This is a genomic window from Methylobacterium sp. NEAU K (assembly GCF_030700285.1).
In the GTDB taxonomy this organism is placed as follows: domain Bacteria; phylum Pseudomonadota; class Alphaproteobacteria; order Rhizobiales; family Beijerinckiaceae; genus Methylobacterium.
The window spans coordinates 49,295-73,312 of record NZ_JAUYZJ010000016.1; the positions used below are offsets into that span (position 1 = coordinate 49,295).

The window sequence follows — 24,018 nt, forward strand, 5'->3', positions numbered from 1 at the left end:
GACAAAGCGACCTGCCGCGCATGTGTAGGTGTCCGGCAATTCAGTGTCGAGGCGCGAGCGCCCGATCGAGGACGCGGGCCACATGTTCCGCCTGGATGCCCAGGCCGTCCCGGATCTGGTGCCGGCAGCTCGTACCGTCGGCGACCACCAGGTCCCCTGGGTCGGCCGCGCGGAGCGCCGGGAACAGCGCAAGCTCCGCCATCGCGAAGGAGGTCTCGATCGTCTCGGCCCCGTACCCGAAGGCGCCGGCCATGCCGCAGCAGCTCGACTCGATCGGCCGCACGTCGAGGCCCGGCACCGCCCGCAGCACCCTCTCCACCGCACCCATCACGCCGAAGGATTTCTGGTGACAATGCCCATGCAGGTGCGCGACACGGCCGCCCTGGTCCAACAGCGGCAGCGCAATCCGGCCTGTCGCGAGGTCGGCAGCCAGCAGCTCCTCGAACAGGACGGAGTGCCGGGCGAGCAGCGCGGCATCGTCCCCTGGCAGCAGCGCCGTGAACTCGTCCCGGAAGGTGAGCAGGCATGAGGGCTCGAGGCCGACCACCCGCGCGCCACCCCGGATGAAGGGCAGCAGCGCGTCGAGGGTCCGCCGTGCCTCCCGGCGCGCCCGGTCGGTCTGGCCGGAGGCGAGCCAGGTCCGGCCGCAGCAGAGCGGGCGCCGCCCATGCGTCGGGTAGACCCGGTGGAGGCGATAGCCCGCGGCCCGGAGCACGCGCTCGGCCGCCTCCAGGTTCTCGCGCTCGAAGGCCCGGTTGAAGGTGTCGCCGAACAGGATCACGTCGCGGAACTCGCCCGCCACGTCGCCGGGATGGGCCGGCTCGCCCTGCTCGCTCCAGGGACGGCGCCAGCGGGGCAGCGAGCGCTTGGCGGAGAGCCCGGTCACCCGCTCCGACAGCGCGGCGAGCGCCGGGTGCCGGTCGCGCAGGTTCAGCAGCGGCGCGAGCTTGGCGGCGATGCCGGCGTAGCGCGGCATCAGTCCGATAAGCCGGTCGCGCAGCGGCAGCCCGTGGCGGGCGTGGTAGTGGTGCAGGAACTCGACCTTCATCTTGGCCATGTCGACGCCCGTGGGGCATTCCCGGCGGCAGGCCTTGCAGGAGACGCACAGGTCGAGCGTGCGCTTCATCTCCGGGCTGGTGAAGGCGTCCGCCCCGAGCTGGCCCGAAATGGCGAGCCGCAGGGAATTGGCCCGGCCGCGGGTGAGGTGCTGCTCCTCCCGGGTCACCCGGTAGGACGGGCACATCGCGCCGCCAGCGAGCTTACGGCAGGTGCCGTTGTTGTTGCACATCTCGACAGCCGAGCCGAAGCCGCCCCACTCCAACCAGTCGAGGGCGGGCTTCAGCGGTTGCGTCACGGCGTAGTCCGGCTTGAACCGGAACAGCGCGCGGTCGTCCATCGCCAGCGGGCGGACGATCTTGCCGGGATTGAGCCGGTTCTCGGGGTCGAACGCGTCCTTCACCGTCTCGAAGGCGCGGGTCAGGACCGGACCGAACAGGGGCGCGATGTATTCGGAGCGCGAGATGCCGTCGCCGTGCTCGCCGGAATAGGAACCCTTGTAGCGGCGCACCAGCTCGGAGCTTTCCTCCGCGATGGCGCGCATCCGCTTCACGTCGGCGCCGTCCTTCATGTTCAGGATCGGGCGGACATGCAGGCATCCCACCGAGGCGTGGGCGTACCATGTCCCGCGGGTCCCGTGCCGGGTGAAGACCTCCGTGACCGCGTCGGTGTAGTCGGCCAGGTGCTCAAGCGGCACCGCGCAATCCTCGATGAACGAGACCGGCTTCGCGTCGCCCTTCATCGACATCATGATGTTGAGGCAGGCTTCGCGCACATCCCAGACCGATCGCTGTCGCGGCGGCTCCAGCACCTCGACGACGGCGTCGCGCAGACCGTGATCGGCCATGCAGGCGTCGAGGCGCTTCAGGTCGCGCTTCAGGTCGGCGAGATTGTCGCCGGCGAATTCCGCCAGCAGCAGGCAGTTGGGTTTGCCCCGGGTGATGTCGGCCAGTGTCGAACGGAACAGCGGGATGTCGGCGCCCAGCACCAGCACGTTGTTGTCGACCAGTTCCACCGCCGCGGGATCGAGGGCGACGATGTGCTGCGTCGTCTCCATGGCGGCGCGGAATGACGGGAAATGGCAGACACCCATCACCCGATGCGCCGGCAGGCGCGACAGCTTGAGGGTGACCGACGTGGTGGCCGCCAGAGTGCCCTCGGAGCCGACCAGAAGGTTGGCGAGGTTTGGGGCCGGCTCGACCAGGGCGTCGAGGTTGTAGCCGCCCACGCGACGCTGCACTTTCGGGTACCGCGCCGCGATCTCGTCCCGATGGGTCTGCGCGAGGGCACGCATGCGCGCCGCCAGGGCTTCCGCGCGGCCGGAGCCTGTGACGCCCGAACCGTCGTTGCCGGCGAGGCCGAGGCCGAACGCCTCGCCGTCGTGGAACAGGGCCTCGATCGCCAGAACGTTGTCGCTCATCTTGCCGTAGCGCAGGGAGCGGGCACCGCAGGAATTGTTGCCGGCCATGCCGCCGACGGTGCAGCGGGTCGCGGTGGATGGCTCAACGGGGAAGAACCAGCCGTCGGCCTTCACCCGCGCGTTCAATCGCTCCAGCACCATGCCGGGCTCGACGGTGATCGTGCCACCCACCGGGTCGTAGGCGAGAACGTCGTTGAAGTGGCGCGAGCAATCGACCACGATCCCCGAGCCGATCGGCTGGCCGTTCTGCGACGTGCCGCCGCCGCGCAGGATCACCGATGCTCCGTGATCGGCTGCGATCCGCAGGGTCGCGGCGATATCGGCGGCCGAGCGCGGCAGCACCACGCCGGCAGGCATGATCTGATAGATCGAGGCGTCGGTGCTGTAGCGTCCGCGCGTGAAGGGGTCGAACCGCGCCTCGCCCTGCAGCTGTTCCGCGAGCCTGCGCGCCAATCCGCCGTCCAGACGCGCAGCCGCACGCGGCGTCGCCGTGGTCCGAGCCTTGGCCTGCGTCACGACCGATCCCTCCCGGGGGTGCGTCTTCCGCCCCGGTATGATTGTATTCAAAATTCATAGATGGGGAAACGGCCGGTCGCCCCGCGTCACCTCGGGACCGGAACCCGATCGGGATCACGAAATCGTGGACTCTGAGAATCTCTGGTCCTCCGCGCTCAAAGGACTGCCGGATTCACACGGTTTCCGGTCGAAGGACGCGCGGTGCCTGTCACAGCGTTTGCGAGCGCAGCCGAGTGCTCGACCGGCTCGCGCGGTCGCCGTGCGGGGTGTGTCCCCGGGTCGCCTGGCTGCGCTCGCGATGACGGCTTGGGACGATCGGCCGAACTCTTCAACCGAAAACCGTATCAGTGGTTGTCCCTCGGCACGCCCGAAGCCTGTGCCACCTTCTGGAACTTCACCGCGCCTTTCAGCACCATGCCTTCGTTGAGCTGCGCGACCTGGTCCCGGTAGATCTCCTGCCAGGGTGTCTGCGTCGCCGGATAGGCATAGCCGCCCCGCGCGGCCAAGTCCGCGCGCCGCCGGTCCAACTCCTCGGGCGGCAGCAGGATGTCGGCTCGGCGCGTGTTGAGGTCGATGCGGATGCGGTCGCCGGACTGGAGGAGCGCCAGCCCGCCGCCAGCCGCCGCCTCGGGCGAGGCGTTGAGGATCGCGGGCGTGCCGGAGGTCCCCGATTGTCGCCCGTCACCGATGCACGGCAGGGAGGTCACGCCGCGCCGGATCAGCGCCCCGGGGGGTTGCATGTTCACGACCTCGGCCGCGCCGGGATAGCCGATCGGCCCGGCGCCGCGCATGATGAGGATGGTGGTCTCGTCGATGCCGAGCGCGGGATCGTCGATGCGGTGGTGGTAATCCTCCGGTCCGTCGAAAACGACCACCCGGCCCTCGAACGCCATCGGGTCTGCCGGATTGCGCAGGTAGCGGGCGGCGAACTCCTCCGAGATCACGCAGGTCTTCATGATCGCGGAGTCGAACAGGCTGCCCTTGAGATTGAGGAAGCCGGCCCGCTCCATCAGCGGCGCGTCGTAGGCCCGGATCACGTCGCGGTTCCAGCTGTGCCGGCCGCGGTAATTCTCGCCCACCGTCTGGCCGTTGCAGGTCAGCGCGCCCTCGTGGACCTTGCCGGCGTCGATCAGTTCGGCGAACACGGCCGGCAGACCGCCCGCGCGGAAATATTCCTCGCCGAGCCAGCGGCCGGCGGGCTGCATGTCGACCAGCAGCGGGATCTCGAAGCCGACCCGTTCCCAATCGTCACAGGTCACGTCGACGCCGATATGCTTGGCGATGGCGTTGATGTGGATCGGCGCGTTGGTCGAGCCGCCGATGGCGGCATTGGCCACGATGGCGTTCTCGAACGCTTCGCGGGTCAGGATGTCGGAGGGCTTGAGGTCCTCCCAAACCATCTCGACGATGCGCTGGCCGGTGGCATAGGCCGCCTGTCCGCGCTCCCGGTAGGGTGCCGGGATCGCCGCCGAGCCGGGCAGGGCAAGGCCGAGCGCCTCGGCCAGCGCGTTCATAGTCGAGGCCGTGCCCATCGTGTTGCAATGGCCTGTGGAGGGCGCCGACGAGCCGACGATGTCCATGAACTGCTGGAAGTCGATGTCCCCGGCCGCGTGGCGCTCGCGCGTCTTCCAGACGATCGTGCCGGAGCCGGTCAGCTCCTTCTGGAAATAGCCGTTGAGCATCGGCCCGACATTCAGCGAGATCGCCGGGATGTTCACGGTGGCGGCAGCCATCAGGCAGGCCGGCATGGTCTTGTCGCAACCGGTCAGCAACACGACGCCGTCGAGTGGGTAGCCGTACAGCACTTCCACCAGGGAGAGGTAGGCGAGGTTGCGGTCGAGGGAGGCGGTCGGCCGCTTGCCGGTCTCCTGGATCGGGTGGCACGGAAACTCGAAGGCGACACCGCCGGCCGCTGTGATGCCGTCGCGCACGCGCTTGGCCAGCTCCAGGTGGTGACGGTTGCACGGGGACAAGTCCGAGCCGGTCTGCGCGATGCCGATCAGCGGCTTGCCCGAACGCAACTCCTCCGGGGTGAGCCCGAAGTTCAGGTAGCGCTCGAGATAGAGCGCGGTCATGCCCGGGTTGTGCGGGTTGTCGAACCAGGCCTTCGAGCGAAGGTCGGCGGACGTCACGCGGCGTTTGTCGCTCATGGTCAAAACTCTCAGATCGTCATGCCGCCGTCGATGGAATAGCTCTGCCCGGTCACGAAGGCGGCCTCGTCGCTCGCCAGGAACAGCACCAGCGGGGCGATTTCTTCGGCCTTCGCCAGCCGACCCATCGGCTGGCGCGCGATGAAGGCCTTCCGCGCCTCGACCGGATCGTCGAACGCGTTGATCCGCTCCGCCAGCGACGGCGTGTCGACCGTGCCGGGGCAGACGCAATTGCAGCGGATCCCGCGCCCGACATAATCGGCTGCCACGGACTTGGTCAGCCCGATTACCGCGGCCTTGGTCAGCCCATAGACGAAGCGGTTCGGCAGGCCGCGCAGGGATCCCGCCACGCTCGCCATGTTGACGATGCTGCCGGAGCCGTTCTCCAGCATCCGCGGCAGCGCCGCACGGATCGTCCAGAACTGCGATCGGACGTTGAGGCGCACCGCGAGATCGAAATCGTCGTCGCTGGCCTCCAGCACCGTTCCGGCATGGACATAGCCGGCGCAGTTGAACAGCACGTCGATCCGGTCGAGGCCGCCGATCACGGACTTGATCTGCCCAGGGTCGAGCACGTCGAGCGGCGCGGTCGCGACGTTGGGCACGCCGTCGAAGGACCGGAGCGCCTCCGCCCGAACATCGGTGGCCAGCACCCGCGCGCCTTCCCGGGCCATCGCCAGGGCGCTCGCCCGGCCGATACCCTGTCCGGCGGCGGTGACCAGCGCTGTCTTGCCCGCGAGACGCATGCTCCCGATCCTCCGCTCCGCGCGACCGTCGCGCCGCCGCCTCTCAGTCTGCCGTGATCCGATCCACGGCGTAACCCGCGCCGGGTCGCTTCAGGACAGCATCCGCGTGTCGCCGTCGATAGAGATCGCCTGGCCCGAGATGGTCCGCCCCCGGGGCGAGCAGAGCAGCAGGATCTGGTCGGCGAGCTGGCGGGCGGTGACGTAGTCCTTGACCGACACGTATGAGAAGGCGCGGGATTCCATTTCGGAAAAGCTCGTGCCCTGCTGCTGCGCCTTGGCTTCCAGCACCCGGCGCTGCCGGTCCCCGGCGACCAGCCCCGGAAGGATCGCGTTCACCCGGATGCCCGCCTCGCCGAGTTCGATCGCCAGCGACTTGGTGAACCCGATCACGCCCCACTTCGCCGCCGCATAGGGACTGCGCAGGGCGAAGCCGAATTTGCCGGCGGCAGAGGACAGGTTGACGATCGACGCGTTGGAACTCTCGCGCAGGTGCGCCACAGCCAGCCGGGCGCAGTTGAACTGGCTGGTCAGGCAGACGGTCAGGCAGCGGTCCCATTCCTCGGGGGCGATCTCTTCGACACGCCCGGTCGGGCCGGCGATGCCGGCATTGTTGACCAGCACGTCGAGGCCGCCGAGGTGATCGACCGCAGCGGCCATCATGGCGCCGACCGCGTCCCGGTCGGCCACGTCGGTCCGGCTGCGTCCCACCTCTGCGGGCAGGCTCGCGAGGGCCTCCGCGTCGATGTCGCAGGCGAAGACCCGCGCACCTTCCTCCACGAAGGCGTCGACGATGCCGCGCCCGATGCCGGCCGCTCCCGCCGTCACGAGTACGCGCAGGCCGGCGATCCCGAGATCCATGGTCGTTCCTCCAGTTACGCGTCCCGCAGACCGCCGCGGGACATGATGAACTCCGCCGCCTCGCGGATATCGGCCGCGATCGCCGCGGCGGCGGCCGGTCCGTCCCGGGCCTCGATCGCCGCCAGGGCCTCGGCATGCCGGTGCAGTGCAAAGCCCTGGAGAAGCCTTTCCGGATGGGCACGCAAGTCGAGGTTGATCACTGGGCCCGCCTTCAACCAGAGGCGCGAGATGATCTCGCGCAGAGGATTCAGGCCGCAGGCCGCGTAGATCGCGAAGTGCAAATCCCGGTTGAGGCGAACCGCCCGGGCGCGGTCCGGCAGCGCGGCTTCGGCCTCGGCCCGGAACGCGGCCTCCGCGCGGCGGATCGCGGCGAGTTCGGGCTCGCCCCGGCGTTCCGCGGCCCGGGAAGCGGCGATCCCCTCCACCGCCATGCGGGTCTCGGCGAGCGCCCGGAAGTCCTGCGCGGTCATCACCGGCACGCGGATCGCCCGGGTCGGGGCCACTTCCAGGGCGCCGTCGGCCACGAGGCGGCTCACCGCCTCTCGCACCGGCATCACGGAAACGCCGAATGCCGCCGCGCTCTGCCGCAAGGACAGTCGGTCGCCCGGCGCCAGGCGCCCGGAGGCGAGCAGGTCCGAGAGGGCCTCGTGAGCCGTGTCGGCGAGGGTGCGCCGCTCGAGCAGCGGCAATTCCGCCAGGGCCGGTGTGGAACTCATATGCCGACACTAGACGAGATCGGCACTATCGCGCTAGTGATCTGTGATCACAGTTTGGGTGAGGGCCACCAGAGCCCATCGGAAAAACCCGGCTGGAGGAAACGCACGGGAGCGGAACGATGACGGATCGGTTCGGGGATTCTCTCTCTCGCCGGAACCTGTTGCGGTCCGGTGGCGCGGCGCTGATCGCGCCGGTGCTGGCGAGTCCGGCGCTGTCGCAGGGGCAGTCGGACGTGATCCGGATCGGCCACCTGACGCCGCGCACGGGCTTCCTCGGGCCGCTCGGCGAATTCGCCGTGCAGGCCGCTCAGCTCGCCGTCGAGGAGATCAACGCCAGTGGCGGCATCAGCGGCCGGAAGGTCGAGCTGCTCGCCGAGGACAGTGTCAATCCGCAGACCGCCTCGGCCAAGGCCGAGCGCATGGTCCAGCGCGACCGCGTCGCCTGCCTGGTGGGCGAGATCAACTCCGCCTCGGCGCTGGCGATCAGCCAGGTGGCCCTGCGCGAGAAGGTGCTGTTCATCAACACCGGGGCGAACTCGGACGCGCTGCGCGGCGCCGATTGCAAGCGGTTCATGTTCCACGTGGAAGCGCAGAACACCATGATGGTCCGGGCGGCCGGCCGCGCCCTGGTCGACAAAGGCCTGATCAAGGGCAAGAAGGTCTACGCGCTGACCGCCGACTACGCCTTCGGGCACGATCTCCTCAAGCAGGCCAAGAAATTCTTCGCCGCCAACGACGCGACCATCGCGGGCGAGGACCTGATCCCCACGGAGCTCACCGACTTCTCGCCGTTCCTGCTGAAGCTGCGGCAGGGCCGGCCGGACTTGGTGATCTGCAACCTCTCGGGCACGCAGATCACGAACTTCCTCAAGCAGTACAGCGAATTCGGACTTCCCTATCCTGTTGCCGGGTTCGGTTTCGACACGGCGCTCGCCTGGGGCGCCGGTCCCGGGAACTTCCTCGGCACCTGGCCGGTGATCTGGCACCATCAGGTCGACTCGCCTTCCGCCAAGAAGTTCGTGGCGGCCTTCCGGGCCAAGTACAAGAAGCCGCCCGAGAACCAGGGGTGGGGCGACTACACCGCAATGAAGATCGTCGCGCAATCCATGAACGATTTGAAATCGACCGAGTCGATCAAAATCGTCGAACATCTGGAGAAGGGTGCGACCTTCGACATCGCCAAGACCCGCGAGGGCTATTTCCGCCCCTGGGATCACGAGCTGATGCAGGAGATGTACGCGATCACCGCATTGCCGGCGGAACAGGTCAAGAATCCCTACGACATCTTCACCGCGACCGGGCCGCTCCCCGGTCCCGGCGAGAGCCTGGAGGTGCTCGCCACCACGCGCGACGAGAACGCATGCACGTTCCCGGCGTGAGGCGGCCATGCAGCTCGTCTTCATCCTGGAGCAGGTGCTCAACGGGCTGCTGATCGGTGTGCAGTACCTGCTGATCGCGCTCGGTCTGTCGCTGATCTTCAGCCTCGGCGGGATCGTGAATCTGGCCCACGGCGCATTCTATGCCATCGGCGCCTATCTGACGGTGGTGCTGACCCCGACGATCGGCTTCGGCGGCGCTCTCGTCGCCTCGCCGCTGCTGGTGGCGATCCTCGGCCTCGTCATAGAGCGGTTCCTGCTCCGCCGGTTCTACCGGGGCGACCCGACGCTCGGGCTGCTCCTGACCTTCGGCCTCGCCATGGTGGCCGAGCAGGCCCTGCGCATGGCCTTTGGGGCGGCACCCCTTCCATACGGAATACCGACCTGGCTGCGCGGACAAGTCTTCATCGGCGACCTGATCTACTCGCGCTACCGGCTCTCGATCCTGGTGGTGGCGCTGGCCTGCGTCGGCGGCCTGTGGCTGCTCCTGACCCGCACCAGCTTCGGGCGGGTGGTCCGGGCCGGCGTCCAGAATCCCGACATGGTGGCGGCGCTCGGCATCTCACTCCGGCCCTACATGACCGCGGTGGTAACCCTCGCGGTCGGCCTTGCGGCGCTCGCCGGGACCATGATGGCGCCTGTGACCGGCGTGCAGCCCGCCATGGGCGCCGAGATCCTCACCTTCGCGTTCGTCGTGGTGGTGATCGGCGGCCTGGGCTCGTTCTGGGGTGTGGTGCTCGCCGCGCTGATCGTCGGCGTCGTCCGAGGGCTCACCGCCTATGCCTACCCGCCGGCCACGGAGGCCGCCGTCTATGCCCTGATGGTGCTCGTGCTGCTGCTGCGTCCGCGCGGCTTGTTTGGCGAGCAGATCGCCCGATTCGAGTGAGCGGAGAGGGTTTCATGTCCGGAGCCGCCGAGCCGCTGCCGCTCGCCATCCCCCAGCGCGGCCCGATCCGGCGCGAGAGCCGCCAGCTCTGGGCGGCGCTCGCCGCGCTGATCGTCCTGCCCTTCGCCCTCGACGCAATCGGCCTGACGCTGATCACCGCCACCGACGTGGTGATCTTCGCGCTGGCCGTCCTCGGCCTCAACATCCTGGTCGGCTGGACCGGCCTCGTCTCCTTCGGGCACGGGGCATGGTTCGGGATCGGCGCCTACGCGGTGGCGATCCTGCAGGCCCGTCTGGCCCCCGGCGACATGGCGCTGCCGCTGCTGGGCGCGCTCGCCATCACCGGCCTCGCGGCCCTGGCCGGGGGGGCGCTGATCCTGCGCCGGCGCGGCGTCTACTTCTCGCTGCTGACGCTCGCCTTCACGGCGATGCTCTACGCCATCGCGTTTCGCTGGACCGACCTCACCGGCGGCGAGAACGGGATCGGCAATCTGCACCGCTGGGAGGCGCTCCAGCAGCCCGGCGCCTATTACGCGGCGGTCTCGGGCATCGCCTTCCTGGTACTGATCGGGCTCTGGCGGTTCCGCCGCTCGCCGATGGGGACCGTGCTGGTCGCGATCCGCGAGAACGAGCAGCGCGCCGGCTTCCTCGGCTACGCGACCAACCGCTACAAGCTTGCGGCCTTCGTGATCTCGGCCTCCATCACCGGGCTCGCCGGGGCGCTCTCCGCCTACAGCCACCGCTTCACTTCGGCTGACCCGATCTCCATCGCCTTCTCGGGCGAGCTGCTCGCCATGGTGGTTATCGGCGGAATGCGCTCGTTCCTCGGGCCGGCGTTGGGGGCTCTGTTCTACATCCTGTTCCGGGAGTTCCTGTCGATCTACACCGGCGACTGGCTGCTGTATTTCGGCTTGCTGTTCGTCGCCTTCATCGTGTTCTCCCCGGATGGGCTCGTGGGTATCGCCGCGCGCCTGATGCGGCCGTTCCGCCGCGTCCCCTCCGAGGGCGCCGCGATGTCGGCCCGCCGCGCCGGCGCGTCCGGCCGCGTGCCGGCACGCTTCATCGCAGAAAGCCGTTCCGATGGACCTGTCCTCGTCGCCGAGGACATCCGGAAGAGTTTCGGGCCGGTGGCGGCGGTGCGCGGCGTGTCCTTCGCGGTGGCCGACCGGACCTTGCACGCGCTGATCGGCCCGAACGGCGCCGGCAAGACCACGGCGTTCAACCTGCTCTCCGGGATGTTCCGGCCGAATGCCGGGCGTATCCTCCTCGACGGCGCCGAGATCGGCGGCATGGAGCCGCACGCGATCACCCGGGCGGGCCTCGGACGCTCGTTCCAGATCACGAACCTGTTCCCGGGCCTGTCGGTGGAGGAGAACGTCCGGCTCGCCGTCCAGGCGCGCCACCCCGGCCATTTCAGCCCGTGGCGGGACGCGCTGTCCATCCGGGAGATCGCCGACGATACGGCCGAACTGCTGCGCTGGACAGGGCTCTCCGGGATCGAGCACGCGGAGGCCGGAAGCCTCTCTTACGGGGGCCAACGGCTCCTCGATATGGGGCTCGCGCTGGCTACCCGGCCGCGGGTGCTGCTCCTCGACGAACCGCTCGCCGGCCTCGCCGCCGCCGAGCGCGAGCGCGTCGGCGACCTGATCAAGGCGCTCTCGGCCGATATCCCCGTGCTGCTCGTGGAACATGACATCGACCGGGTCTTCCGGCTGGCCGACCGGGTCACCGTGATGGCCGACGGCGCCGTGCTGGTCGACGGCTCCGTGGCCGATGCCCGGGACGACGCGCGGGTGCAGGCGGTCTATCTCGGCTCGGGTACCGAGGCGATCGCGGCCAAGCCGCGGGCCAGCGCCGCCGCCTCCGAGACGCTGCTGTCCATGGACGGCGTCGACACCTTCTACGGTAAGTCGCACATCCTCAACGGCGTGAACCTTGCGGTGCACAGGGGTGAGGTCGTGGCCCTGCTCGGCCGCAACGGCGCCGGCAAGTCGACCCTTCTGAAGACGCTGATCGGCATGGCGCCGCCGGCGTCTGGCCGGATCGTACTCGCGGGCCAGGACATCGCCGGTCTGACGCCCGACCGGATCGCCCGGCTCGGCATCGGTTATGTGCCGCAGGGGCGGGCGCTGTTCTCCGGGATGAGCGTCGCGGAGAATCTCGGCCTCGGTCGTCTGCGGCGGCTCACGGGCGCCGGCATCCATTGGGACGAGGACAAGGTCCTGGAGTTCTTCCCCCGGTTGAAACAGCGCTGGAGCGTGGACGCTTCGCGCCTCTCGGGGGGCGAGCAGCAGATGGTGGCCGTGGCCCGGTCCCTGTCCGGCGACACCCGGCTCCTGCTCCTCGACGAGCCGTTCGAGGGTCTGTCGCCCGCCGTGACAGAAGAGCTGTTCGAGGCGTTCGACCGCCTGCGCCGGGAGATCGCGATCATCCTGGTGGACCACCATCTCGATCTCGCGCTCGCTCTCTCGGACCGCACCGTGGCGTTGGAGCGGGGCAGCGTGCAGTGGACCGGGACGTCGCGCCTGCTGCGCGAGGATCAGGAACTGCGGCGGAAGGTTCTGTGGCTTTGAGGCAGTTCATGATTCGCACGTCCGAAGAACACGTGTATCCCACCCCCAGACTGCATCGTGGGATCCGGCCGCGGAGCGGCGGCCGCGAACGAGCCCTCGGGCCGGCCGCGCGATCCCTTGTGGCCTCCGTCGAGGCGGCTCCCCCGCGTGTCCGGGTGAGGGAATGGATCGGTGCGGCGGCTCAGATCGACCGGAGCGCAGCATGACTGACAGCGTCGCGATCGTCGGCGCCGGCCTGATCGGCCGGGCCTGGGCGATGATCTTCGCCCGCGCCGGCTGGGACGTGCGCCTGTTCGATGCCGCCGAGGGCGTCGCCCAAGCAGCGATCCCACTCTGCAGCGAGGGGCTGCGCAACCTCGCGGCCCACGGACTCTGCCCTGATCCGGAGGCGGCGTCCGGTCACATTCGGGCGCCCGACAGCCTCGCCGCCTGCCTCGACGGCGTCGGCTTCGTGCAGGAGAACGGCCCAGAATCGCTTGACGTGAAGCGGTCCCTGTTCGCCCAACTCGACGCTCTCGCGCCTCCGGATGCGATCATCGCCTCGTCCTCCTCGGCGATCCGCTGCTCGCTCTTCACGGAGGCGCTGCCCGGCCGCGGACGCTGCCTGATCGGCCACCCGGTCAACCCGCCCCACCTGATCCCGCTGGTGGAGATCTCCGGCGCACCGTGGACGGACGAGACGGCGCTCATTCGCGCCAGACAGACGTACGAAGCCATCGGCCAAGTGCCGATCACCGTGCTCAAGGAGATCGAGGGCTTCATCCTCAACCGGCTCCAGGGTGCCCTGCTGGCGGAGGCGTTCCGGCTCGCCTCGGAGGGCTACGTGACGCCGCAGGACCTCGACAAGACCGTCTCGGACGGGCTCGGCTTGCGCTGGAGCTTCATGGGACCCTTCGAGACCATCGAGCTCAATGCCCCCGGCGGTATCGCCGATTACTGCGCGCGCTACACCGGCTTCTACAAGAGACTCGCCGCCGATCCGGCGCCCCCCACCGTCTACGAGGCGCCGGCCACCGAGGCGATCCTGGCGAACTGGCAGGCTCCACGCGACCTGCCCGCGCGCATGCGCCGCCGGGACGAGCGGCTTGCGGCCCTGAGGGCCCACAAGATTTCACGGAAGGACTGAGCATGGCCTCACAACGGAAAGTCATCATCACCTGCGCTGTCACCGGCGCGATCCATACACCGAGCATGTCACCGCATCTCCCGGTGACGCCGGAAGAAATCGCCGATGCCGCGATCGGCGCGGCCGAGGCGGGCGCTGCGATCATCCACCTGCATGCCCGCAACCCCGAGACCGGACAGCCGGACCAGTCGCCGGAAGCGTTCGCCAAGTTCCTGCCCGTCATCAAGCAGCGCTCCGCCTGCGTGGTGAACCTCACCACGGGGGGCGCGCCGACCATGTCGATCGAGGAGCGTGTGCGCCCCGCCGCGACCTTCCAGCCTGAGGTCGCCTCGCTCAATCTCGGCTCGATGAATTTCGGCCTGTTCGGCATGCTCGACCGCTTCAAGGACCTGAAGCACCAGTGGGAGCGGGACTATCTCGGTAACAAGGACATCATCTTCCGCAACACCTTCGGCCAGATCGAGCACATCCTCACCACCTGCGGCCCGAACGGGACGCGGTTCGAATTCGAGTGCTATGACACGGCGCATCTGTACAACCTGAAATACTTCTTCGACCGCGGATTGGTGAAGGCGCCGTTGTTCATCCAGACCGTGTTCGGCCTCCAGGGCGGCATCGGCGCCCATCCCGACGACGTGATGCACATGAAGCGCACCGCCGACCGGCTGTTCGGCGACCAGTACCGCTGGTCGGTGCTGGGGGCTGGTCGCAATCAGATGAACATCGCCGCCATGGCGGCCGCGATGGGCGGCAACGTCCGGGTCGGCTTGGAGGACAGCCTCTGGGACGGTCCCGGCAAGCTCGCCGAGACCAACGCCGCGCAGGTGCGGCGCGTCCGCTCGATCATCGAGGGGCTCGGCCTCGCCATTGCGTCGCCGGACGAGGCGCGCGAGATGCTGGCGCTGAAGGGCGGCGACAAGGTCGCGTTCTGAGGGCGCGGGCCGGGACCGATGCGGTCCCGGCCCATCACTCACTCCGGCACACCGAAGATCCGCTCGAGATCGCCTTGAGAGATGCCGTCGATCTCCAGGACCTTAAGCCGGCTCTGATCACCCGCGACGATCCGAACCGCGCCGCGGCCGACTCTCAGCGCCTTGGCGATCATTTTCTCAAGGGCTGCATTGGCCGCGCCCTCCACGGGCGGAGCGGCAACACGCGCCTTGAGATAGGGCGCGCCCTTCTCGTCCCGGGCCCACCCCTCCGCGGCATCCCGGCCGCCGCGGGGCGTGAGGCGCACGGACAGCCGAGTCGCCGCCACCGGTCGCGTCCTTAGAAGATCTTGCCCGGATTCAGCCGATTGTCCGGGTCGAGCGCGCGCTTGACCAGCCGCATGGCGGTGATTTCCTCCGGGGAGCGCGACAGGGGCAGCTTGCTCCGCTTCTCCAGGCCGATCCCGTGCTCGGCCGACACCGAGCCGTTCAGGTCTGCCAGCGGCTCGTAGATCGCGGCGTCGATCGCCGCGTTGCCCGCGGCGTCGAGGCGGGTCGTGTTCCAATGCAGATTGTTGTCGCCGATATGCCCGTAGACCACCGCGCGGCAGCCCGGGATGGCGGCGAGCCGCTCCAGCGCGCCGCGGACGTAGCCGTCCATCTTCGCCAGCGGCACGCTGACGTCGAAGGCGCGCTCGATGCCGTCTGCGTTCAGGTGCTCGACCCGGTCGCGAATGCGCCACATCGACCGGCGCTGCTCCTCCGAGGAGGCGATGGCGGCGTCGAGGACCGTGCCATCGCCCATCAGGCCTTCCAGCAGGCCGAGGAAGCGGTCGGACTCCTCGGGCACGCACTCCACCTCGATGATCGCGTAGAACGGGTATTCGTGACCCAGCGGAGGGGTCGCCCGGCCGTGGGCCGTCATCAACCGGTAGAAGTCCGGCCACAGGCCCTCGAAGGACGAGACGCGCCCCTGGAAGGCGCTTTGGGCCGCGCGCAGCACCCGGGCACCGTCATCGACGCCCGGGCAGGCGACGAGGGCAGTCGCGTAGCCGGCCGCCTCCGGGCGCAGCCGCAGCACCGCCCGGGTGACGATGCCGAGCGTCCCCTCGGTCCCGATGAACAGCTGCTTGAGGTCGAGACCGGTGTTGTTCTTGATCAGCGGGCGCATGGACGACACCACCGTGCCGTCGGCCAGCACCGCCTCCAAGCCCAGCACCATCTCGCGCATCATGCCGTAGCGCAGGACGCGCAGGCCGCCGGCATTGGTGGAGATCGCGCCGCCGATGGTGGCCGAGCCCCGGGCGCCGAGGTCGAGGGGAAAGAACAGGCCGCTTTCCGCGGCCGCATTCTGGACGCTCTCGATGGTGGCGCCGGTGCCGACCACGACCGTCATCCCGAGCTGGTCCACCGGCTGGATGCCGGTCATGCGCTCGGTGGACAGGGTGATCTCGTCGGGCGCGCAGAGCGTCCCGTCGACGAGGCCGGTGGCGCCGCCCCGCGGCACCACGGCGACGCCCGCCTCATGGCAGGCGGCCATGACGGCACTCGTCTCGGCGGTGCTGCGCGGCCGGACCAGCGCCAGCGCCGCGCAGGGTTCGGTCGGCCGGGTCCAGTTGGCCGACCGGCCGCGCAGCTCAGCACCGGTGACGAGGCCCGACGGCCCGACGATCGCGGACAGGTGCGCGAGGAAGGATTCGGCGGCAATCATCGGCATGGCCTCTGCGGCGGGGACCGCCTTCCGGGGGGCTTCGGCGCGAGGCTCTGTCATAGAATCCCGCGCGCGGCGAGGTTGCGCATCAGCGCGCGGGTGCCGAACGACCAAGGCTCGCAGGCGTCGCAGGGGCGCATGCGATTGATCAGGCTCCCGAGTTCCGGGCTCGCCACGACGACGCGGTCGCCTTCGACATGGGTGAAGCCGAGGCCCGGCCCGTGCCGGTCCTGGATCGGCGCGAACATCGTGCCGAGCAGGAGGATCGCCCCGTCCGGATAACCGTGCGTGCGCCCCATCAGGGCCCCCACCAGGTCCTCCGGGGCGCGACTGATCTCGGCAAGCGGCGATGTGCCCTCCAGGCGGAACCCGTCCGTGCCGGTGACCTCCAGGCTCACGGTGGTGCGCCGCACGTCGTCGAGGCCGAAGGTCTCGTCGAACAGCCGCAGGAACGGCCCGAGGGCGCAGGAAGCGTTGTTGTCTTTGGCCTTGCCGAGCAGGAGGGCCGACCGGCCCTCGAAGTCGCGCAGGTTCACGTCGTTGGCGAGCGTCGCCCCCACGATGCGCTGGTCGGAAGTGATCGCGAGTGCAACCTCGGGCTCGGGATTGTTCCAGTGCGAGTCCGGGTGCAGGCCCGCATCGGCCCCGCAGCCGACCGCCGAGAGCGGCTGCCCCTTGGTGAAGATCTCCGCGTCCGGCCCGATCCCGACTTCGAGATACTGGCTCCAGGCGCCCTGGGCGACCAGCACCTCTTTGAGCGCCATGGCCTCGGCCGAGCCCGGCTTGAGCCGGCGCAGGTCGTGGCCGACGAGGCGCTCGACCTCGGCGCGGATCGCCGCCGCGGCGGCGAGGTCGCCCCGCGCACGCTCTTCGATGACCCGTTCCAGCATGGAGGTCGCGAAGGTGACGCCCGCCGCCTTGAGCGCCTGGAGGTCCACCGGGGCGAGGAGCCACGGCCGTCCCGCATCCCGGCTGTCCGGCGGCGTGTTGGCCAGGATCGCGTCGAGGCTGCCGATGTCCTCGCCCTCCGCATCGCGCAGGGCGGCGGCGGCGTCCTTCGCCTCGCACAAGTCGCTCACGGTCGGGAAGCGGGCCGTGACGTCGATGACCCGTGCATCGCCGTCCGCGTCCGCCCGGACGGCCACTACGCTCGGCCCGCTCACCTCCGGTCGCCACACCCGACCCACGAGCGCACCGCGGCTGCCGTCGGCGGGCAGGATCTCGCGTGCCATCAGACCGGAAAATGACATGCAGTTCCCATCCTTCAGGAAGCCCGGCGCGGCCTTCGCCTCCGGGACATCCGGTGCCGCGCAAGCAGCGGCGCCCGGCGATCGCGCTCGATCCTCCCGAACCGTACCGGGCATCGCGGGCGGAGCGGCGCCCGGTCTAGCATTCCTGGCGGCCGGCGGACCGGCAGGATGTTTCATGCCGGCATGCTCGTCACCGGTCCGGAGCGCGGCGAGTCCGATGCAGGGGTGGGTGACCCACCTCTGGCCGCTTGCGGATCCGGCGCGGTCCCGCAGGTGGCCACCGGCCCTTCGCCGAGGGATCTGCGCACGAGCCGTCTACGGACGAGAACCGGGCCGGCCAGGCGCCGGGCATGCCATGTTCGGAGCGGATCCGCTGACAGATCGGAAACATCCTGCGGGAATGAGCCGGGGCACGCTTGCTTTCCGGCGCTCACTCACCTGTACTGACACCACAGGAGTTGCCGTTAGAGCGACACTGATCGGGAGGAAGCATGGCCTCGGTGGGAATCCGCGAGGTCCGCAAGGCTTTCGGATCGACGAACGTCCTGCACGGCGTGTCTGTGGACATCCGTGACGGCGAATTCGTGATCCTGGTCGGGCCCTCGGGCTGCGGAAAATCGACGTTGCTCCGGATGATTGCCGGCCTGGAGAACATCTCCGGCGGCGAGATCCGCATCGGTGAGCGCGTCGTCAACGATGTACCGCCCAAAGAGCGGGACATCGCCATGGTGTTCCAGAATTACGCGCTCTACCCGCATCTCACGGTCCGCGAGAACATGGCGTTCTCGATGCGAATCCGGAAGGCGCGGGCCCCCGAGATCGATGAGCGGGTCAGCAAGGCCGCGCAGATTCTCGGGCTGACCCACCTCCTTGACCGTTACCCGCGCCAGCTCTCCGGCGGTCAGCGCCAGCGCGTGGCCATGGGTCGGGCGATCGTGCGCGATCCCCAGGTCTTCCTGTTCGACGAGCCGCTCTCGAACCTCGATGCCAAGCTCCGCGTGGCGATGCGCACCGAGATCAAGGAACTGCATCAGCGCCTGAAGACCACCACGATCTACGTCACCCACGACCAGATCGAGGCCATGACGATGGCCGACAGGATCGTGGTGATGCACGACGGTGTCGTCGAGCAGATTGGCCCGCCCCTGGAACTCTATGACCGGCCCGACAACCTGTTCGTGGCGGGCTTCATCGGGTCTCCGGCGATGAATTTCGTGGCCGGGACGGTCCGGTCGAACGGGCAGTTGGTCTTCGCCGCAGATTCGGGGCTGACGATACCGTTGAACGAGGCTCCGGCGGGCACGCTAGGCCGTCCGCTGATCTTGGGCCTGAGGCCCGAGCATTTCGACCTCGCCGCGGATGGGATCGCCGCCGAGGTGGTGGTGGTCGAGCCAACCGGCTCCGAGACGATGCTGGCGGTGCGGGCCGGTGGTCAGGATCTCACCTGCGTCCTGCGCGAACGGGTGGGCGAGGGTCCGGGCGAGACGATCCACCTGCGCCCCAACCGGGTACACTTCTTCGATGCCGAGACTGGGCGACGCCTGCCGACCTGATCCGGGCCGCCGGAGGGGTGACCCGCGCCGTCCGCCAGAGACCGAAAACCGGACCGAACCACCCAGGGAGTGACGCCACGATGTCCGTTCTCGACCGCCGTTCCCTGCTCGCGGGTGCCGCCGCGACGGGCCTCGCCGCTGGCGGGGACCTGCTCGGCTTTGCCAGGGCCTGGGCGCAGAACGCCGAATGGAAACCCGAACCGGGGGCGAGCCTGTCGCTTTTGCGCTGGAAGCGCTTCGTGCCCAGCGAGGACGAGGCCTTCATGAAGCTCGTGGACGCCTTCACGAAGGCGACCGGTGTCAAGGTGACCGTCACCAACGAGTCCTTCGACGACATTCAGCCCAAGGCCTCGGTGGCCGCCAATACCGGTCAGGGGCCCGACTTGGTCTGGGGTCTGTTCTCGTTCCCCGCACTCTTTCCCGACAAGTGCCTGCCGCTCGAGGATGTCGCCGACACGCTGGGCAAGAAATATGGCCCCTGGTTCCCGTCTGCGGAGGCCTACGGGAAGGTCAAGGGTAAATGGATCGCCGTCCCGGTCGCATTCAACGGCGGTTATCCGAACTACCGTATCTCGGCGATGAAGAAGGCCGGCTTCGATAAGTTTCCGACCGACACGGGCGGCTTTCTCGACCTGTGCAAGGGGCTGAAGAAGAACAACACGCCGGCCGGTTTCGCGCTGGGCCACGCGACGGGCGACGGAAACACCTGGTGCCATTGGGCACTCTGGTCGCACGGGGGCAATCTCGTGGATGCCAACGAGAAGATCGTGATCAACTCGCCCGAGACGGCCAAGGCGCTCGAATACGTGAAGGCACTCTACGAGACCTTCGTCCCGGGCACGGTCTCGTGGAACGACTCGTCCAACAACAAGGCGTTCCTGGCGGGGGACCTGTACCTCACCAACAACGGTATCTCGATCTATGCCGCCGCCAAGAAGGACAACCCGAAGCTCGCCGAGGACATGGATCATGCCGTCTGGCCGATCGGTCCTGTCGGCAAGCCCACGGAGTTCCAGCTCGCCTTCCCGATCCTGGCCTTCAAGTACACGAAGGCGCCCAACGCCTGTAAGGCCTTCATCGCCTTCATGATGGAGGCCGCGAACTACGGGCCGTGGCTCGAGGCGGCGCAGGGCTACCTGTGCGAACCGCTGTCCAACTATCCGAAGAACCCGATCTGGACGAGCGACCCGAAGAATGCCGTCTTCGCCGAGGCTGGCCGGCGGTCGCTCGCGGCGGGCGGCTTGGCGCCGGTCAGCGAGCGCATCGCCGCCGTGCTCGCCGATTTCGTGGTCGTCGACATGTTCGCGAGCCACTGCACAGGACGGGAGGACGTCAAGGGCGCGATCCGCAACGCCGAGCGCGCCGCTCAGCGCATCTTCCGGAACAACTGACGCGGACGTCTATCCCGGCCACGACCTCGAGGCGAGCCCATGGCGCACACGGCCCTGACACAGCCTGTCCCGGTCGCGGTCCCGACCCGCTCGGCCTGGCAGCGCCTGCGCGCGAGCCGTGGCTGGGCGGGCTTCTGGTTCATGTTGCCGACCGCCCTGATCCTCGGCCTGTTCTTGGCCTATCCCCTGCTCAAGGGCATCTGGCTGTCCTTCACCAACACCCGGATCGGTCGCGAAGGCACGTTCATCGGCCTGGAGAACTACGCGTGGCTCTGGGACGACGACGTGTTCTGGCTGTCGGTGTTCAACACCTGCCTCTACACCGCCGTCGCTTCCGTGGTGAAGTTCGCGGTCGGCCTCTATCTGGCGCTCCTGCTCAACAAGAACATGCCGTTCAAGTCGATCATCCGGTCGATCGTGCTGATCCCGTTCGTCGTGCCGACGGTTTTATCGGCGATCGCGTTCTGGTGGATCTTCGACAGCCAGTTCTCGATCATCTCGTGGTCTCTGCGCCATCTCGGGGTGATAGACGGCAACATCGATTTCCTGGGTGAGCCGAACATGGCGCGGGCCTGCGTGATCTTCGCCAACATCTGGCGCGGGGTACCGTTCATCGCCATCACCCTGTTGGCCGGGCTCCAGACGGTCTCGCCCTCGCTCTACGAGGCCGCGACGCTGGACGGCGCCTCGAACTGGCAGATCTTCTCGCGCATCACCCTGCCGCTGCTCACGCCGATCATCGCCGTGGTGATGACGTTCTCGGTGCTGTTCACCTTCACCGATTTCCAGCTCATCTGGGCGATGACCCGTGGCGGGCCGGTCAACGCCACGCACCTTATGGCGACCCTGTCGTACCAGCGCGGCATCCTCTCCGGGACCCTCGGCGAGGGCGCGGCGATCGCCACCGCGATGGTGCCGTTCCTGCTCGCCGCCATCGGGATCTCGTGGTTCGGCCTGCAGCGCCGGGCCTGGCAGTCCGGGGGAACCGACCGATGAGCGCGCCCGCACCCCCCGCCCACGCCGATCCGCGCCTGTCGCCCGCCATGGACGCCCGACAAGCGGCGCTGACCGACGATTCCGAGGGGATGGCCTACCTGGAGCGCCTGCCGCGGCGGCTGGTGACCACCTACCTGCCGCTCCTCGTCATCCTCGCGGTCCTGCTGTTCCCGTTCTACTGGATGGCGCTCACGGCGATCAAACCGGATGAGCAGTTGATCGACATGGAGCGGTACAACCCGTTCTGGGTCGTGCAGCCGACGTTCAAGCACATCCATAAACTTCTGTTCGAGACGCAGTATCCGCGCTGGCTCTGGAACACGATGTACGTATCGGTGGCGGCCACGGTCCTGTCGCTGTTCGCGAGCGTGCTCGCCGCCTATGCCTGTGTGCGCGTGCGCTACCGCGGCGCGAACTGGGTCGGCGCGGCGATCTTCCTCGCCTACCTGGTGCCGCCCTCGATCCTGTTCATCCCGCTCGCCACGATCATCCAGGCCTACGGGCTGTTCGATTCGCCGATCGCCCTCATCCTGGCCTACCCGACCATCCTGATCCCGTTCTCGACCTGGCTGCTGATGGGCTATTTCAAGACGATTCCGTACGAGCTGGAGGAATGCGCATTGATGGACGGCGCGAGCCGGTGGCAGATCCTGACCAAGATTATCCTGCCGCTCGCCTTCCCGGGCCTTATCTCGGCGGGAATCTTCTCGCTGACGCTGTGCTGGAACGAGTTCATCTACGCGCTGACATTCCTGTCCTCGACCCAGAACAAGACCGTCCCGATCGCGGTGGTCAGCGAGTTCGTCGACGGCGACGTCTACAAGTGGGGCTCACTGATGGCCGGCGCGTTGCTGGGCTCCCTACCGCTGGTGATCCTGTACTCGTTCTTCGTGGAATATTACGTGTCGGCGCTCACCGGCGCCGTTAAGGAGTGATCTGTGCGGGGTCGGGTTCTGCCGCGGGAACTGAGCATCCGCAGGGTCGGACATCGGCAAGGGCGGCCCTGCCGCCGATGAACCGCGGCGGCAGCCATTGTAACGGCGGGCGCGAGCGCTCAGACGAGCGGTCCTGAGGCCGCGGATCCCGAATCGCGGACCGAAAGCGCGGAAGGTCACGCATGGCCCATTTCATTGAGACCCGTGCCAGCCTCGTCAACGACGCCATCGACGGCTTCCTGGCGGCCAGTGGTGGCCGTCTCGCACGCCTCGACGGCGATCCCGAGATCCGCGTTGTGCTGCGCGCCGAGCTGGATGCCGGCCAGGTCGCGGTGGTCTCAGGCGGCGGATCCGGCCACGAGCCGGCCCATGCGGGTTTCGTGGGCCCGGGCCTGCTCACCGCGGCGGTCTGCGGCGACGTCTTCGCCTCACCGAGCGTCGACGCGGTGCTGGCCGCCATCCTGGCGGTGACGGGACCGGCCGGATGCCTGCTCGTCATCAAGAACTACGCGGGGGACCGGCTGAATTTCGGCCTCGCCGCAGAGCGCGCGCGCGCCATGGGCCTCAAGGTCGAGGCCGTGATCGTGGCCGACGACATCGCGCTGCCGGGGGTGAAGCAGCCCCGCGGGATCGCCGGTACCCTGTTCGTGCACAAGGTCGCGGGTCATGCGGCGCAGTCCCGCGCGCCGCTGGAGGCGGTCGCCGCGCTGGCACGCCGGGCGGCATCGGCGGCGCAGTCCCTGGGCATCGCGGTCTCCACGGCGACGATTCCCGGCTCGCCGCGCAGCGAGCGCCTCGCCGAGGGGCAGGCTGAGCTCGGCCTCGGCATCCACGGCGAACCGGGAGCGGAACGGATCACGATGCCGAAGGCGAGCGACCTCGCGCGGCTGATGACCGAGCGGTTCACGGGCGTCGGCGCCCAGCCCCTGGCCCTCCTCGTCAACAATCTCGGCTCGGCTTGCGCCTTGGAGATGCAGGTCCTGACCCGGGCCGTCCTCGCCACTGATCTCGGCCGGAATGTGCGCCTGCTGATCGGCCCGGCCCCGCTGATGACAGCCCTCGACATGCATGGAGCGTCCCTGTCGATCCTGCCGCTGGACGACGAACTCGAGGCGGCGCTCCTCGCGCCGGTGCCTGTGCCGGCCTGGCCCGGCGCGGTGCGGATCGCGTCGCCGGTCCTGCGACCGGTCCCGGAGGGGCTCGCGGGCGAAGCCTTCACGCCCTCGCGCGATCCCGTGGCGTCCGCCCGGATCGCCGCCGTGACGCGGGCGCTGATCGCCGCGGAGCGCGCGCTGAACGCCCTCGACGCCAAGGTCGGCGACGGCGACACCGGCACGACCTTCGCGGGCGCAGCGCGCGCCGTCGAGGCCGATCTCGACCGGCTGCCGCAGGCACACCCGGCCGCCCTGTGCCGGGCCCTGGCCGAGCGGATCGGCCGCGCCGTCGGCGGCTCAAGCGGGGTGCTGGCCTCGACCTTCTTCGCCGCAACCGCGGCGGCGCTGTCCGATGGTGCGCCCTGGCCTGATGCCTTGGCGCAAGGCGTCGCCCGGGTGCAGGGCTACGGCGGCGCGGGGCCGGGTGACCGCACGCTGCTGGACGCCCTGATCCCCGCCGTGGAAGCCCTGAAAAGCGGTGGGTTCGAAGCCGCGGCGGCCGCCGCGCGTGAAGGGGCAGACGCTACGGCCCGGATGGAGCGCGCCGCGACCGGCCGATCCAGCTATCTCGCGGTCGCAGATCTCGTCGGCGTGCAGGATCCCGGGGCTGCGGGCGTCGCAGAGGCGTTCCGAGCGCTTGCCGCAGCCGGCTGAGCGCCGAGGTCGAAGTGGAGGT

At 68.9% G+C, this 24,018-nt stretch carries 18 protein-coding genes; 10 read left to right on the plus strand and 8 right to left on the minus strand.

The window, feature by feature from the left end:
* Positions 1–40 precede the first annotated feature (40 nt).
* From Q8W67_RS14585 to Q8W67_RS14605, 5 genes are all read right to left on the minus strand, one after another.
* The gene (locus tag Q8W67_RS14585) at positions 41–2,992 is read right to left on the minus strand and encodes an FAD-binding and (Fe-S)-binding domain-containing protein (RefSeq protein WP_305546669.1); all 2,952 of its coding nucleotides are present in this window, start codon (positions 2,990–2,992) and stop codon (positions 41–43) included.
* Between the two features lie 344 nt (positions 2,993–3,336).
* Positions 3,337–5,142, minus strand: coding sequence for an IlvD/Edd family dehydratase (locus tag Q8W67_RS14590; RefSeq protein ID WP_305546671.1), 1,806 nt, complete (start codon positions 5,140–5,142; stop codon positions 3,337–3,339).
* Between the two features lie 11 nt (positions 5,143–5,153).
* Complete coding sequence (locus Q8W67_RS14595) at positions 5,154–5,888, minus strand: SDR family oxidoreductase (RefSeq protein ID WP_305546673.1); 735 nt, start codon at positions 5,886–5,888, stop codon at positions 5,154–5,156.
* 90 nt (positions 5,889–5,978) lie between these two features.
* Positions 5,979–6,746 (minus strand): SDR family oxidoreductase, encoded by a 768-nt coding sequence (locus Q8W67_RS14600; RefSeq protein WP_305546675.1) that lies wholly within the window; start codon positions 6,744–6,746, stop codon positions 5,979–5,981.
* Positions 6,747–6,760: 14 nt separating this feature from the next.
* Entirely contained in the window at positions 6,761–7,462 is a 702-nt protein-coding gene (locus Q8W67_RS14605) for a GntR family transcriptional regulator (protein ID WP_305546677.1), read from the minus strand.
* A gap of 119 nt (positions 7,463–7,581) precedes the next feature.
* Here Q8W67_RS14605 and Q8W67_RS14610 point away from each other — a divergent pair, with 119 nt between their 5' ends.
* The 5 genes from Q8W67_RS14610 (at position 7,582) to Q8W67_RS14630 (ending at position 14,355) form a co-directional block, all read left to right on the plus strand.
* Positions 7,582–8,841, plus strand: coding sequence for an ABC transporter substrate-binding protein (locus Q8W67_RS14610; RefSeq protein WP_305546679.1), 1,260 nt, complete (start codon positions 7,582–7,584; stop codon positions 8,839–8,841).
* Between the two features lie 7 nt (positions 8,842–8,848).
* On the plus strand, positions 8,849–9,724 hold the full coding sequence (locus tag Q8W67_RS14615) for a branched-chain amino acid ABC transporter permease (protein WP_305546681.1): 876 nt from the start codon (positions 8,849–8,851) through the stop codon (positions 9,722–9,724).
* A 14-nt stretch (positions 9,725–9,738) separates the two neighbouring features.
* Entirely contained in the window at positions 9,739–12,297 is a 2,559-nt protein-coding gene (locus Q8W67_RS14620; RefSeq protein ID WP_305546683.1) for a branched-chain amino acid ABC transporter ATP-binding protein/permease, read from the plus strand.
* A gap of 202 nt (positions 12,298–12,499) precedes the next feature.
* Positions 12,500–13,423, plus strand: a complete 924-nt coding sequence (locus tag Q8W67_RS14625; protein ID WP_305546685.1) for a 3-hydroxyacyl-CoA dehydrogenase — start codon at positions 12,500–12,502, stop codon at positions 13,421–13,423.
* A 2-nt stretch (positions 13,424–13,425) separates the two neighbouring features.
* Positions 13,426–14,355 (plus strand): 3-keto-5-aminohexanoate cleavage protein, encoded by a 930-nt coding sequence (locus Q8W67_RS14630; protein WP_305546686.1) that lies wholly within the window; start codon positions 13,426–13,428, stop codon positions 14,353–14,355.
* Positions 14,356–14,393: 38 nt separating this feature from the next.
* On the opposite strand, the gene Q8W67_RS14635 is transcribed toward Q8W67_RS14630, so the two are convergent.
* Genes Q8W67_RS14635 through Q8W67_RS14645 form a run of 3 tightly spaced genes read right to left on the minus strand, consistent with a single transcriptional unit; the run spans position 14,394 to position 17,313 of the window.
* A complete protein-coding gene (locus Q8W67_RS14635) occupies positions 14,394–14,681 on the minus strand; it encodes a DUF167 family protein (RefSeq protein ID WP_305546688.1) in 288 nt (95 codons plus the stop codon).
* A gap of 11 nt (positions 14,682–14,692) precedes the next feature.
* Positions 14,693–16,069 (minus strand): FAD-binding oxidoreductase, encoded by a 1,377-nt coding sequence (locus tag Q8W67_RS14640; RefSeq protein WP_305546690.1) that lies wholly within the window; start codon positions 16,067–16,069, stop codon positions 14,693–14,695.
* A 50-nt stretch (positions 16,070–16,119) separates the two neighbouring features.
* Positions 16,120–17,313 (minus strand): fumarylacetoacetate hydrolase family protein, encoded by a 1,194-nt coding sequence (locus Q8W67_RS14645; RefSeq protein ID WP_305546692.1) that lies wholly within the window; start codon positions 17,311–17,313, stop codon positions 16,120–16,122.
* A 491-nt stretch (positions 17,314–17,804) separates the two neighbouring features.
* On the opposite strand from Q8W67_RS14645, the gene Q8W67_RS14650 reads away from it, so the two are divergent.
* From Q8W67_RS14650 to Q8W67_RS14670, 5 genes are all read left to right on the plus strand, one after another.
* Entirely contained in the window at positions 17,805–18,866 is a 1,062-nt protein-coding gene (locus Q8W67_RS14650; RefSeq protein ID WP_305546694.1) for an ABC transporter ATP-binding protein, read from the plus strand.
* 80 nt (positions 18,867–18,946) lie between these two features.
* Complete coding sequence (locus Q8W67_RS14655) at positions 18,947–20,257, plus strand: ABC transporter substrate-binding protein (protein ID WP_305546696.1); 1,311 nt, start codon at positions 18,947–18,949, stop codon at positions 20,255–20,257.
* Between the two features lie 39 nt (positions 20,258–20,296).
* Entirely contained in the window at positions 20,297–21,253 is a 957-nt protein-coding gene (locus Q8W67_RS14660) for a carbohydrate ABC transporter permease (RefSeq protein ID WP_305546698.1), read from the plus strand.
* Between the two features lie 47 nt (positions 21,254–21,300).
* A complete protein-coding gene (locus tag Q8W67_RS14665) occupies positions 21,301–22,188 on the plus strand; it encodes a carbohydrate ABC transporter permease (protein ID WP_305546796.1) in 888 nt (295 codons plus the stop codon).
* A 182-nt stretch (positions 22,189–22,370) separates the two neighbouring features.
* Positions 22,371–23,996 (plus strand): dihydroxyacetone kinase subunit DhaK, encoded by a 1,626-nt coding sequence (locus tag Q8W67_RS14670; protein WP_305546700.1) that lies wholly within the window; start codon positions 22,371–22,373, stop codon positions 23,994–23,996.
* The last annotated feature ends 22 nt before the right edge of the window (positions 23,997–24,018 follow it).